This window comes from Nocardia sp. 852002-20019_SCH5090214 (assembly GCF_001665865.1).
GTDB lineage: Bacteria > Actinomycetota > Actinomycetes > Mycobacteriales > Mycobacteriaceae > Nocardia > Nocardia nova.
The window spans coordinates 37,131-49,580 of record NZ_LZMK01000044.1 but is presented as its reverse complement, the minus strand read 5'-3'; the positions used below and the strand labels follow the sequence as shown (position 1 = coordinate 49,580).

10 protein-coding genes and 1 pseudogene are annotated in these 12,450 nt (G+C 68.4%); 7 read left to right on the top strand and 4 right to left on the bottom strand.

Annotation, left to right across the window (positions count from 1 at the left end; all coding sequences use genetic code 11):
- The first annotated feature begins 101 nt into the window (after positions 1 to 101).
- Positions 102 to 1,100, top strand: coding sequence for a LysR family transcriptional regulator (locus tag A5780_RS05005; RefSeq protein ID WP_063009929.1), 999 nt, complete (start codon positions 102 to 104; stop codon positions 1,098 to 1,100).
- A gap of 27 nt (positions 1,101 to 1,127) precedes the next feature.
- Here A5780_RS05005 and A5780_RS05000 read toward each other — a convergent pair whose 3' ends face one another.
- Positions 1,128 to 2,195: a substrate-binding domain-containing protein gene (locus tag A5780_RS05000; protein WP_064907834.1), complete on the bottom strand. Its 1,068-nt coding sequence runs from the start codon at positions 2,193 to 2,195 to the stop codon at positions 1,128 to 1,130.
- Between the two features lie 45 nt (positions 2,196 to 2,240).
- On the opposite strand from A5780_RS05000, the gene A5780_RS04995 reads away from it, so the two are divergent.
- Positions 2,241 to 2,675 carry a MarR family winged helix-turn-helix transcriptional regulator gene (locus tag A5780_RS04995; RefSeq protein ID WP_030517419.1) on the top strand — a complete coding sequence of 145 codons (435 nt, stop codon included), beginning with the start codon at positions 2,241 to 2,243 and terminating at the stop codon, positions 2,673 to 2,675.
- Positions 2,676 to 2,744: 69 nt separating this feature from the next.
- Positions 2,745 to 4,049 (top strand): M18 family aminopeptidase, encoded by a 1,305-nt coding sequence (locus A5780_RS04990; RefSeq protein WP_064902303.1) that lies wholly within the window; start codon positions 2,745 to 2,747, stop codon positions 4,047 to 4,049.
- Here the strand turns inward: A5780_RS04990 and A5780_RS04985 are convergent.
- On the bottom strand, positions 4,004 to 5,314 hold the full coding sequence (locus tag A5780_RS04985) for a glycosyltransferase 87 family protein (RefSeq protein WP_227463204.1): 1,311 nt from the start codon (positions 5,312 to 5,314) through the stop codon (positions 4,004 to 4,006). The genes A5780_RS04990 and A5780_RS04985 overlap by 46 nt on opposite strands.
- A gap of 160 nt (positions 5,315 to 5,474) precedes the next feature.
- On the opposite strand from A5780_RS04985, the gene purL reads away from it, so the two are divergent.
- Positions 5,475 to 7,769 carry a phosphoribosylformylglycinamidine synthase subunit PurL gene (purL, locus tag A5780_RS04980; RefSeq protein WP_064907832.1) on the top strand — a complete coding sequence of 765 codons (2,295 nt, stop codon included), beginning with the start codon at positions 5,475 to 5,477 and terminating at the stop codon, positions 7,767 to 7,769.
- Positions 7,770 to 7,811: 42 nt separating this feature from the next.
- Here the strand turns inward: purL and A5780_RS04975 are convergent, their stop codons facing one another.
- Complete coding sequence (locus A5780_RS04975) at positions 7,812 to 8,093, bottom strand: YiaA/YiaB family inner membrane protein (RefSeq protein ID WP_063009921.1); 282 nt, start codon at positions 8,091 to 8,093, stop codon at positions 7,812 to 7,814.
- A 139-nt stretch (positions 8,094 to 8,232) separates the two neighbouring features.
- Here A5780_RS04975 and A5780_RS04970 point away from each other — a divergent pair, with 139 nt between their 5' ends.
- The 3 genes and pseudogenes from A5780_RS04970 (at position 8,233) to A5780_RS04965 (ending at position 11,119) form a co-directional block, all read left to right on the top strand.
- Entirely contained in the window at positions 8,233 to 9,990 is a 1,758-nt protein-coding gene (locus A5780_RS04970; protein WP_064907829.1) for an alpha/beta-hydrolase family protein, read from the top strand.
- Positions 9,991 to 10,099: 109 nt separating this feature from the next.
- Positions 10,100 to 10,618 (top strand): annotated as a pseudogene (locus A5780_RS42960) (CPBP family intramembrane glutamic endopeptidase); the annotation flags it as partial.
- A 114-nt stretch (positions 10,619 to 10,732) separates the two neighbouring features.
- Positions 10,733 to 11,119: a sterol carrier family protein gene (locus A5780_RS04965; protein WP_030517426.1), complete on the top strand. Its 387-nt coding sequence runs from the start codon at positions 10,733 to 10,735 to the stop codon at positions 11,117 to 11,119.
- 1 nt (position 11,120) lies between these two features.
- On the opposite strand, the gene A5780_RS04960 is transcribed toward A5780_RS04965, so the two are convergent.
- On the bottom strand, positions 11,121 to 12,398 hold the full coding sequence (locus A5780_RS04960) for a YhgE/Pip domain-containing protein (protein ID WP_064902308.1): 1,278 nt from the start codon (positions 12,396 to 12,398) through the stop codon (positions 11,121 to 11,123).
- Between the last annotated feature and the right edge of the window lie 52 nt (positions 12,399 to 12,450).

Genomic DNA, 12,450 nt, shown 5'->3' with positions numbered 1-12,450 from the left:
TTACGGTTCGTTCACGGCTGTGTTCAGTGTTTCTGCACAGCGGTCCGCACAGCGTTGCCGGCCGCGCGTACGGTTTCCGCGCAGCGCTTACGCTCGATGCCATGGACTTGTCGCTGCCTCGCCTGCGCATGCTGCGCGAGCTGCATCGGCGCGGCACGATCACCGCGGCCGCGGGTGCGCTGCACTACACCGCCTCGGCGGTGTCGCAACAGCTGGCTCAGTTGGAGCGCGACGTGGGGCTGCGGCTGTTCGAGCGGCGCGGGCGCCGGCTGCAACTCACCGATCGCGGAGTTCTGCTCGCCGAGCACGCCGAGGAGATCCTCGCCTCGGTGGAGCGGGCGACCCAGGCGCTCGAGGAGTCCGGTGAGTCGGTGTCGGCGACACTCACCGCCGGAGTGTGGGCCTCGGTCGCCTCGGGGCTGCTGCCCGACGCGCTCACCGCGCTCGCCCGCGCCCATCCGGGCATTCTGGTGCGGACCAGGGAACTCGCACCGGAGGCGACGGCTGCCGCGGTTCGCGACGGGACCCTCGACCTGTCGTTCGTCCTCGACTACTCGAATTACCCGATGACCTGGGACCGCGGTCTGGAACGTGCCGTGATCGCGGTCGAGCGGCTCTACGCGGCGGTGCCGGCCGGAGCGGTGCCTGCGCCGACGGTGACGCTGGCCGATCTGACGGAACATCCGTGGATCCTCGCGCCCGCTCGCTCCCATTTCGGTCACGCGGTCCGGCTGGCCTTCCAGTCCGGCGGGGTCGAACCACGCATCGACCACGAAGTGGAGGAGCAGTCGACCGCGATGGCGCTGGTCGCGGCCGGACTGGGTGTCACGCTGGTCTCGGATCTGGGGCTGGCGCTGCGGCCGCCGGGCGTGGATATCGTCGGGCTCGGCGAGGGGCTCACCCGGACCGTCTCGCTGGCTTATCGCACCAATACGGCACGCCGGGCGGCGCTGCTGTTCGTCGTGAATGCGGTCCGGGCCGCCGCCGTCGACAAGGGGCTCGGTCCGGAGCGACCGTTGCTCGCCGCGCCGGGACCGGAAACCGTTGCGCCACCGAATGATTCGGCCGAAGTCACGCACAAGGGGCTCGGGCTAGACTGAGCCGCGCGAGGTGCCGGTACCGCGGCGTCAGTACAAGGTGTCCAGTATCCGCAGGTCCACGCCCTCTGCCCGGGCGATCAGGCTGGGCGGGCGGACCACGTGATTGTCGCGGTACATCCGCGCTCCCGACGGCGTCTCCAGCACCACGCCGTCCTCGAGCGCGGCCCGCATCCGCGGCACCTCGAGGGAGCCGACCGCATGGGCCATCGCCCGCAGCGTATGCAGCGCCTCGTAGGCGGTGTTGCCGAAGTAGGTGAGCTTCGGCGCGAAGCGGCCGTGCATGCGGTGATAGCGCGCCTGCCGGTCGGGATCGGCGTTCACATCGGGGAACAGACTGGAGGCGACATAGAGATCGGTGTTGGCGCCGGGGCCGGCGGCGAGCAGGAGTTGTTCGTCGACGACCGGGCTGACCCGCAGTTGCCTCCCGGCCCGGCCCATCGCGGTGAACTGCTGGTTGAACCGGACCGCGTCCATCCCGACCAGCAACATCACGATGCCGTCGACCCGGTCCAGGCACGGATCGGTGAGGATCGAGCCGAAGTCCCGGGTCCCCAGCGGCACATAGCGCTCGTACTGGACGGCGTCGCGGTACGCGGCACGGACGTCGCGGCCGGTGGCCACCGGCCAGATGTAGTCGTTGCCGATGATCGCCCAGTGGCGGGTGCCGAATTCCCGGGACAACCACCGCATGGCCGGCAGGATGTGGCCGCTGGGCGCCTCGCCGATCATCACCACCTCGGCCGGTTCGTTCGGCAGCTCCTCGTAGACGTTGGCGAACAGGTACGGAACCCGCCCGCCCGTGACCCGGGCAACCGCCTGGCGGACCGCCGAGATGTGCCAGCCGGTGATGGCGTCGACCATTCCGGTGGCCAGCAGCGCCGAGACCTCGTCGGCCACTTCGGCCGGACTGCGGCCGCCGTCGATGGTCGTCACCCGTACCTGCCGGCCCAGAATTCCTGTGCCGCTGTTGATTTCTTTCGCAGCCAAGGAAATCGCCGCTTCACAGGACGGCGCGACAATTCCGACGGGGCCCTGCAGGGGGACGATATTCAGGACCTCGACCACTTCGTCCGGGCTCTCGCCGAAGGAGAACATTCGGTACCCTTCTTCGTATCCGAGCGAAATGATGGGGCGGAAAATATGTCGACCATTGTAAGTGGCGTCGCCACGCTGCACGGGGCGCTGCGAGCTGCGGAACGCGGTTGGCTCCGCCACCTCGACGCGGCACTGTGTGCCAGGCAGCTGACCGCCGACCAGTGGGCCATGCTGTCGAATCTGTCCGACCGCTCCGGCATCACCATGAGCGAGCTGGCGGTTCGTGCCCAGCTACCGCCCTCGTCGGCCACCCGCCACGCCGACGCCCTGGCCGAACGCGGCCTGATCTTTCGAATTGCGGCCGAGGACGACCGCCGCCGCATTCTCATCGGTTTGACCCATCGCGGCAAGGATCTCGTGGATTCGGTGCGCGAGCAGGAGTCGCTCGCCGAAGAGGAATTGCGTAAACGAATCGGCGCGCGAAATCACGCGGAATTGCTGCGGCTGCTCGAGTTGATGGTCGAGACCCAGTCGGATTGATCCGGTTCGGAACGCGGCCGCCGACTCGGCGATAATCCGGCAATTCCGGCAGCCGATAGGATCGCCGGTATGTCGGTCTCCACCACCGCGACGGCCTCCGGGCTGTGCGCCTTCGTCGATGCCTCGCCGTCCCCGTTTCACGTATGCCGCACGGTGGCAGCCGAATTGACGGCCCACGGATTCACCGAACTGCCCGAGGCCCGGCCGTGGGCCGAGGCGGCGGAGACGAACGGGGGCGTGGGCCGCTACTTCGTGATCCGCGGCGGATCGCTGGTCGCCTGGGCCGCGACGACCACCGATCCGGCGGGTGCGTTCCGGGTGGTCGGCGCGCACACCGACAGCCCGAATCTGCGTGTCAAACAGCATCCCGATCTGGCCGTCGCGGGCTGGCAGTTGATCGGCCTGGAACCCTACGGCGGCGCCTGGCTCAATTCCTGGCTGGACCGTGATCTCGGCATCTCGGGCCGGCTCACCGTGCGCGAGGGCGACGCACTGGGCCAGCGGCTGGTCCGCATCGACGATCCGCTGGTCCGGGTGCCGCAACTGGCCATCCACCTGTCCGAGGATCGGCGCGGGGTGACGCTGGATCCGCAACGCCACGTCAACGGCATCTGGGGATTGGGGGAGCGGCCGCGCTCGTTCATCGCCTACGTCGCCGCGCAGGCCGGCGTCCGCGCCGACGACGTGCTCGGGTGGGAACTGATGACCCACGACCTGGAACCGAGCCGGGTGGTCGGTCGCGACCAGGATCTGGTGAGTGCGCCGCGGCTGGACAACCAGGCCACCTGCTATGCCGGATTGCAGGCGTTCCTGACCGCCGCGGACCGGGCCGGCGGCATCACCCCGGTGCTGGCGATGTTCGATCACGAGGAGGTCGGCAGCCAATCCGACCGCGGCGCCCAATCGGATCTGCTGCCCGCGATCCTGGAGCGAATCGTGCTCGCCCGCGGCGGTGGCCGCGCGGATTACCTTGCGGCACTGGCAGGTTCGATCTGTGCCTCCGGTGATATGGCCCATGCCACCCACCCCAACTATCCGGACCGGCACGAGCCCTCGCATCGCATCGAGGTCGGCGGCGGCCCGGTGCTGAAGGTGAATCAGAATCTGCGCTACGCCACCGATGCGGTCGGTGCCGGAGCCTTCGCCTTGGCATGTTCGCAGGCCGGGGTGCCACTGCAGCGGTACGTGCATCGCGCGGATCTGCCGTGCGGTTCCACCATCGGCCCGATGACCGCGGCGCGCACCGGCATGCCGACCGTCGACGTGGGCGCACCACAGCTGGCGATGCATTCGGCGCGCGAACTGATGGGCGCCGCGGACGTGGCCTCCTATTCGGCGGCGCTCGCGGCGTTCCTCACACCGCTCGGGCGGTAGGCGATCGCCGCGATCACCAGAGCGGCGAAGGTCACCAGCACATAGCTGCTGCCGATGATCTGCTGCCACCACGCCCAGCGGAGTTCGCGGTCGGCGTTGTGTGGCAGCACCCACTGCGGCCCGACCATGAACAGCACGGTGATCGCGGCGGTGATCGCGATCCACATCCGCCGCCGCCGAGCCGCGCGTCCCGGCGTATCCGGTGCGTCCGCGGCCGGCATCCGGGCGATCAGGTCGCCCGCGACCAGCAGGGCGGGGGCGACCCACACCCAGTGGTGCGACCACGAGACCGGCGAGACCAGCAGGACCGCCGCCGAGTTCACCAGCAGCGCCGACACCTGGTGACCGGCGTCGAGCAGCCGTTTCATCCACAGGGCGGCGAGTCCGATCGCGATGAGCGACAGCCCGATCCAGACAGCCGTCGCGGCGCCGTCGGAGACGCCCAGGCGGAATGCGAACCCCTTGAGCGACTGGTTGCCCGCGTACTGCGGCGGCCCGATGCGACCGGTATCGATCAGCGTGTGGAACCAGTATTCGGTGGAATCGTGCGGGAACAGCAGGTATGCCAGCGCGATCGCGCCGATCGCCGAGCCGATGAGGGTGAGGCACGCGCGCCAGTCCCGGCGCAGCAGGAAGTAGAGCAGGTAGCCGGCCGGAATCAGCTTCACCGCCACCGTGATTCCGATCAGCATGCCGCGGGGCCAGAACGGCTTGCGGACCAGTGCGTCCAGCGCGACGGCCGCCATCAGGATCAGATTGATCTGGCCGAAGTTGTAGGTCTGGCGCACCGGCTCGGACAGGCCGAGCACGGCCAGCGCCCCGATCAGCAGGATCACCCGGGTGGACCGGTCCATCTCCGGCCGGATCCGGACCAGCACCAGCCACAACGTGACCGCGAGACTCGCCATCGAGGTGAGCAGCACCAGCCATTGGGCGACGGCGAGCGGCATCAGCGCGAGCGGCGCGAAGAACAGTGCGGCCAGCGGCGGATAGGTGAACGGCAGCCCGATGCCGTAGACCTTGGGCATCGGCCCGTACAGGTCGCCGCCGTCGAGCCACGTGCGGGCGCCGTTGCGGTAGACCTGGAGATCGATGTAGCCGGTCCAGATGTGGGCGGCCCAGGAGACGATCGCCGAGACGACGAACAGGGCGATCGCGATCAGGAGTAGCCGTCGCTGCCGAGTCGTCAGCCCCCCGGTGGACCGCGCGGACGACGTGGTCGCGGGCAGTTCGTCCGGATCTGCGACCCTGGATCGATCGTTCACCGGCTCAGCGTACCGGTGAACAGGTGCTGCCTGGTCGGGCTGGGTTTGCCCTCCATTAGACTGGCCTGGATTCCCCATCCGCGTGCATTCCGTCTCTCACTCCAGCGCCGGAGCTCGTAGCTGCACGTTTGCCCGGCCGAAAGGACCTAGGTAGCCCACCGTGACTGTCCACGTCGACACCGTCAGCGCCGCCGCAGCCACCCCGGATACCCCGCAGCCGTACAAGGAGCTGGGTCTCAAGGACGACGAATACGCGCGCATCCGCGACATTCTGGGCCGCCGCCCCACCGATGCCGAGCTGGCGATGTACTCGGTGATGTGGAGCGAACACTGCTCCTACAAATCCTCGAAGGTGCACCTGCGCTACTTCGGCCAGACCACCACCGACGAGATGCGCGCATCCATGCTGGCCGGTATCGGCGAGAACGCGGGCGTGGTGGACATCGGCGACGGCTGGGCGGTCACCTTCAAGGTGGAAAGCCACAACCATCCCTCCTACGTCGAGCCGTACCAGGGCGCGGCCACCGGCGTCGGCGGCATCGTGCGCGACATCATGGCGATGGGCGCGCGGCCGATCGCGGTGATGGACCAGTTGCGCTTCGGCGCGGCCGACCATCCCGACACCCGGCGAGTGGTCGACGGCGTGGTGCGCGGTGTCGGCGGCTACGGCAACTCCCTCGGCCTGCCCAACGTCGGCGGCGAAACCGTCTTCGACGCCTCCTATCAGGGCAATCCGCTGGTGAACGCGCTGTGCGCGGGTGTGATGCGGGTGGAGGACCTGCACCTGGCCTTCGCCTCCGGAACCGGCAACAAGATCGTGCTGTTCGGCGCGCGGACCGGGCTGGACGGTATCGGCGGCGTGTCGGTGCTGGCCTCGGACACCTTCTCGGGTGACGAATCCGGTTCCGGCCGTAAGAAACTGCCCAGCGTGCAGGTGGGCGACCCGTTCGCCGAGAAGGTGCTCATCGAGTGCTGTCTCGAGCTGTACCACGCCGGACTGGTGGTCGGCATCCAGGACCTCGGCGGTGCCGGACTGTCCTGTGCGACATCGGAATTGGCGGCGGCCGGCGACGGCGGAATGCGCATCGACCTGGACAAGGTGCCGCTGCGCGCGGCGAATATGACACCGGCGGAAGTGCTTTCGAGCGAATCGCAGGAACGCATGTGCGCGGTGGTGACGCCCGACAACGTCGAGGCGTTCATGGCCGTCTGCCACAAGTGGGACGTGCTCGCCACCGTGATCGGCGAGGTCACCGACGGCGACCGCCTGGTGGTGAAGTGGCACGGCGAAACCGTGGTGGACGTGCCGCCGCGCACCGTCGCGCACGAAGGCCCCGTCTACGAGCGGCCCGTGCGGCGTCCCGAGGAGCAGGACGCGCTGGTCGCCGACACCGCCGCCGGGCTGGCCCGGCCGAAGTCCGGTGACGAGCTGCGGGCCACGCTGCTGAAGATGATCTCCAGCCCACAGCTGTGCAGCCGCAAGTGGATCGTCGAGCAGTACGACCGCTACGTGCGCGGCAACACGGTGCTGGCCGAACATGCCGACGCGGGCGTGATCCGCATCGACGAGGAGTCCGGCCGCGGCATCGCCCTGGCCACCGACGCCTCGGGCCGCTACACCAAACTCGACCCCTACACCGGCGCGCAGCTGGCGCTGGCCGAGGCCTACCGCAACGTCGCCACCACCGGCGCGACGCCCAAGGCCGTCACCAACTGCCTCAACTTCGGTTCCCCCGAGGATCCGGGCGTGATGTGGCAGTTCCAGCAGGCCGTGCGCGGCCTCGCGGACGGCTGTGTGGCCCTGGGCATTCCGGTCACCGGCGGTAACGTCAGCTTCTACAACCAGACCGGGCAGACCGCGATCCTGCCGACCCCGGTGGTCGGCGTGCTCGGCGTCATCGACGATGTGCACCGGCGCATCCCGACCGGATTCGGTACCGAGCCCGGAGAGACGCTGATCCTGCTCGGCGAGACCCGTGACGAATTCGACGGATCCATCTGGTCGCAGGTCGAGCACGATCACCTGGGCGGTGTGCCGCCGCGGGTGGACTTCGCCCGCGAGCAGTTGCTCGCCGAGGTGCTGACCGCCGGCTCGCGCGACGGAATGATCAGCGCCGCACACGATCTCAGCGAGGGCGGCCTGGCCCAGGCGGTGGTCGAAGGAGCGCTGGCCGGTGAAACCGGTGTGCGCATCCTGCTGCCCGAGGGGGACGATCCGTTCGTCACGCTGTTCTCGGAATCGGCCGGGCGCGTCCTGGTCGCGGTCCCGCGGTCGGAGGAAACGCGTTTCACCAAGATGTGCACCGCGCGCGAACTGCCGTGGGTGCGCATCGGCGTGGTGGATCAGGGCTCGGACTCGGTCGAGGTGCAGGGCCAGTTCTCGATCACGATGGACGAACTGCGCACCGCCCACGAGGGCACGCTGCCCGCGCTGTTCGGCGCCACCGCGGAGTGAGCCGAGGCGGACCGCGGCCGCACCCGGAGCGCTGCGGTCCGCTCACACCCGGAACGGATCGTGTTCGGCCATCAGCTTTTCCACGCGGGCCTCGTCGATGCGCTGATGGACGCGCGCGGACTCGAACTGGTCGCGGATCACCTTGGCAAGGGTGAAGGCGCTCGAGACCATGAACAGCGTTGTCATCAACAGGAATCCGCGCTGCCAGATATCCAGCGGCAGATAGACGATGCCCACGGTGGCGGCGACGAAACTGACGCCGAAGGCGATCGCGGCCTGGGCCAGGAAGGCGGGGCTGCTCTTCGGCTGGGTGGGAGTGCTCATATCGTCGAGTCTGCGGTCCCGGGCCGCGGGGAACGTGCGTAGAACTACTCGAGTACCCCGGGTAATTCCCGCTGTAGGCGTTGTTTGCCTCACGTGGCGAGGTCCCCGATTTCGGCACGCCGACCGCCATACTTGACGGGTGCTCGATACCGCCGAGACTCTCACAACGCTGCGTACGCGCGGCGTTGTGGTCTATCGGCGAGGCCTGCGGCTGCTGCGCCGGCTCGAGGACGACATCATCGCCCTCAACTACGTCGGCCTGGTCACCGCGACAGTGTTTTTCGCCTGGTCGGTGACGCCGTCACTGCTGCCGCGCGACTGGTTGTTCCAAGGTCTGATCAGTGGTCTGAACGCCGCCATCGGTTACGGCGTGGGCTGTCTGCTGGAGTGGGGCTTTCGCAGACTGATCCGGCCGCGCTTGCGTTTTCGCGCACCGTCGCTGCGGATTCGCTATGCGGTGAAGGTGACGATCCTGACGATCTGCCTGCTGACCGCGATCTACATGCTCGTCCTCTCCGCCGACTGGCAACGGCAGATCTACGGCCTGATGGATATGGAAGGCACCACGCGCGCCGCCTATCTGCGTACCGGTGGGCTCAGCGTCGCGGTGGCCGCGCTGGTGGTGGCGATCTACCGGACGGTGCGGTGGATCGTGCGGTTCTTCGCCCGTCTGCTCAGCCGCTGGGTGCGGGTGCCGCCGCAACTGGCCCCGAGCGTCGGCGCGATCGTGCTGGCCGTGGTGGCGGTGCTGCTGTTCAACGGTGTGTTGTCGGAGGCCTTCTTCACCGTCGCCAACTCGGCGTTCAGCGTGCGCAACGACAAGATGACGCCGTACGCCGTGCAGCCGACCGAACCCGAGCGCTCCGGCAGCCCCGCGTCCCTGGCCAAATGGGACACGCTCGGGTCGGAGGGCCGGTGGTTCGTCTCGCACGGACCCGATGCCTTCCGCATCGCCGCGGTGATGGGAAAGCCCGCGCGCGAACCGGTTCGGGTCTACGTCGGTCTCGGATCGGCGGCCGAGGGACAGACCCAGGAACAGCTCGCGGTCGCCGAACTCGAACGCACGCACGCCTTCGACCGCAAGGTGCTGGTGATCGTCACCACCACCGGAACCGGATGGGTGAACTCGACGACCGCGGGCGCGCTCGAGTACATGTACGGCGGCGACACCGCGATCCTCGCCTCGCAGTACTCGTATCTGCCGAGTGTGCTGTCGTTCCTCGCGGACCGGCAGAAGGTCGCGGTGGCGGGGAAGAAGATGTTCGACGCGGTCTACGCCGCCTGGTCGGCGCGACCGGCGCAGTCGAGGCCGAAGCTGCTGGTGTACGGGGAAAGCCTGGGTTCGCAGGGCTCGGAGGCGGCCTTCGACGGCCTGGCCGATCTGCGCGCCGAGGTCGACGGCGCGCTCTGGGTGGGCCCGCCGAATTCCAATCGGCTGTGGAAACAGTTCGTCGAGCGTCGCGACCCCGGCACCCGCGAGGTGGAACCGATCTACGCCGACGGTCTCGTGGTCCGATTCGCTTCCACCGCAGCGGATCTGACGAAACCGTCACCGGAATGGCGGCGTCCGCGCATCGCTTACCTGCAGCATCCCTCCGACCCCATCGTCTGGTGGTCACCGGATCTGATCTTCTCCCAACCGGATTGGCTCTCCGAGCCGCGTGGCTCCGACGTGTCCACGCAGATGCGCTGGTGGCCGCTGGTCACCTTCTGGCAGGTCGCCGCCGATCTGACCAATGCCCAAGGGGTCAGCGACGGGCACGGCCACAACTACGGCACCCTCGTCCTCGACGGCTGGGCCGCGGTACTGCCGCCTCCGGACTGGAATCCGCAACTGCAGGAGAACATCCGGACGCAGCTGGAACTGTCGGAAGCGTTCGAACGCGCGGTGAAATGAGCACAGTGACGAAAACCTCGCGCTACGGCCGGAACGCGCACTCGCGAGGTGCGGGTCGGTGAACATCCGAAGCGTGGCGCGCACCCTATCGGCGTCGTGCATCGCCCTGATGTGGAGCAATCTCGTGCTGCCGAGGCTGGGGTCGGGCATACGGGGTCGCACGGTCGCCTACGCCGCGTTCGCGACCGGGTATGCCGCGGTATTCGACGGCCGGCCGGAGTGGCTTTCTCGACGCGGTTGGGCTTGGGGCGCAGCGGCATTCGGTGCGATCGGTACTGCTTACGGTGTCGGGCTCGCCGTACCGGGGATCCGGGATCGAATGGCGGAGTTCGCCGAGCGCGAGCCGGAGGTGAGTACGGCCGAATGGGTCGGCATCCACATTCCGGTGGGCACCGTCTACAGCGAGGAGCTGATCTTCCGGGGGACGCTGGACCGGCTCTTCGACGACGCGGGGTACGTGCGGACGTATGGCGGCGCAGTGGTTTTCGGCCTGTGGCACATTCATCCGGCACGGTCCGCGGGTGACAGCATCCCAGCCACTGTCGCCTTCACCGCCGCGGGCGGGCTGCTCTTCTCCTGGCTGCGTCGCCGCACGGGCAGTGCGACGGCACCGGCGCTCGTTCACCTCGCCCTGAATGCCGGTGGCGCGCTGGCGCCGCGAGTAGCGGTGGCGCTGCGTGACCGGCGCATCGCCGGGGTGTATCGCACCGCTGAGTCCGTTCGGCTCGCTACGCTCGGTGGAATGGCGCGACGTTCGGCTGTGGACCCTGCTCAGGTGCGTGATTCGGTGGCGGCGCTCGGCGCGTGGCTGCGCGACGAGTCGGCGGCCCAGCCGGCACGGTCCGAGCTCGCGGCGGCCGTGCGCGGGACCGCGCGGAGTCTGGCCGCCGCGGCGCCGGGCGCCTCGGTGGAGGTGCGGGTGCCGCCCTTCGTGGCGGTGCAATGTATCGAGGGGCCGCGGCACACCCGGGGGACGCCGCCGAATGTGGTGGAGACCGACCCGCGGACGTGGTTGCTGCTCGCGACCGGACTGCTGGATTTCGACGCCGCGGTGGATTCGGGGGCGTTGAGCGCCTCCGGAATCCGGGCGGGGGAGTTGGCCCGCTGGCTGCCGCTGGTCGCGCTGTGACCTAGGCCGGGGCGGGCTCGGTACGATTGATCGGCTTGCGCTCCAACCCTTTTCGGTCGTAGAAGCGCGTTACGACCACGCCGAGCACCACACCGATCGTGAGGCCGAGCACGGTCATCCAGAAGCCGCGGGTGAAACCGGCCGCGCCGTTGCCGTCGAAATACAGCAGCGAACGCACCGCCAGGAACACCTGGTGCATCGGTTCGAAGGTGGCCAGCCAGCCGAGGTACTTCGGTGTCGCCTCGATCGGAACCGTGCCGCCCGAGGACGGCAGGCCCAGCACGATGAACAGGATCATGTTCACCAGCAGTCCGGCCGAACCGATCGCGGCGAGGATGGAGATACCGGTGAAGCCGACCGCGATGATCGCGAGCACCCCGTAGAGGTACAGCCCCAGCGGATTGTCCAGCGGCATTCCCAATGCCGCGCCGATGCCGAGCAGGATCGCGGAGACCACGACCGCGGCCACCGCCATGACCGCCCATTTGATCAGGAGCGTGCGAAGTCTCGAGACGGGTGTGGCGGGATAGTGCACGTACCACGGCCCGTATTCGGTCGGTATGAAGCCGAGGGCCGAGTCGATCATGGTGTGCACGATCATCGCGCCGAGCATGCCCGCCATCAGCAACAGCAGTGCGTAGAAGAACGCCGTCAGCCCCTGGCCGGAACCGCCGGGCAGGGGATGGAACTCCTGCACCAGAATCTGCAGCGGTTGCGCGAGGGTGAGGCGGGTCGCACCGGACAATTCGGGGGCCGGTGGGCCGCCCGGCGCCGGGGTGAGCTGAGTCCGCACCTGCTCGGTGAGCTGCTGTCCCACCTTCTCGTTGATCTGGGGCAGCGCCTGATCCCCGAAACGCACCACGATCTGCGTGGCGTAGGTGCCCGACCGCGGATTGGTCAGCAAGGTGATGATCGGCCGCTCGATATCGCCCGGTATGACACTGCCCACACCCAGGATCCCGAGTCGCTTACTGAAATCGCTGGGGATGACTACGGTGCCGTAGACCTGGCCGTTCTGCATCTGCTGCTGGGCCTCCGGCAGCCCCAGTACGCGCAGATCGATCTGGTCGGCGGGCACAGCCGCACGCAGCCCGTCGGCGACCTGATCGCCGAAGTTCACGTGTTTCTGCTGGCCGGGCGCGCCGAGCGTCTCACCCACATCCTGGTTGACCAGGGCGATCGGGAAGTCGTGCAGATTCCGCTGGGGGTCGACGACATAGTCGAGATACAGCAGGCCCAACAACGCCGCCACCACTGAGACGACCGCCACAGGGAACATCCATCGAAACGGAATAAGCCGCCGTAGATTTCGACTTTGTACTGCGGTGTCG

Bases quoted from the DNA above. Each gene is read 5' to 3' on its own strand.
- A5780_RS04995 (WP_030517419.1), top strand. From the start codon at position 2,241: ATGTCGACCATTGTAAGTGGCGTCGCCACGCTGCACGGGGCGCTGCGA.
- A5780_RS04965 (WP_030517426.1), top strand. From the start codon at position 10,733: ATGGCGCGACGTTCGGCTGTGGACCCTGCTCAGGTGCGTGATTCGGTG.
- A5780_RS04960 (WP_064902308.1), bottom strand. From the start codon at position 12,398: ATGTTCCCTGTGGCGGTCGTCTCAGTGGTGGCGGCGTTGTTGGGCCTG.
- A5780_RS04975 (WP_063009921.1), bottom strand. From the start codon at position 8,093: ATGAGCACTCCCACCCAGCCGAAGAGCAGCCCCGCCTTCCTGGCCCAG.
- A5780_RS05000 (WP_064907834.1), bottom strand. From the start codon at position 2,195: ATGTTCTCCTTCGGCGAGAGCCCGGACGAAGTGGTCGAGGTCCTGAAT.
- A5780_RS05005 (WP_063009929.1), top strand. From the start codon at position 102: ATGGACTTGTCGCTGCCTCGCCTGCGCATGCTGCGCGAGCTGCATCGG.
- A5780_RS04990 (WP_064902303.1), top strand. From the start codon at position 2,745: ATGTCGGTCTCCACCACCGCGACGGCCTCCGGGCTGTGCGCCTTCGTC.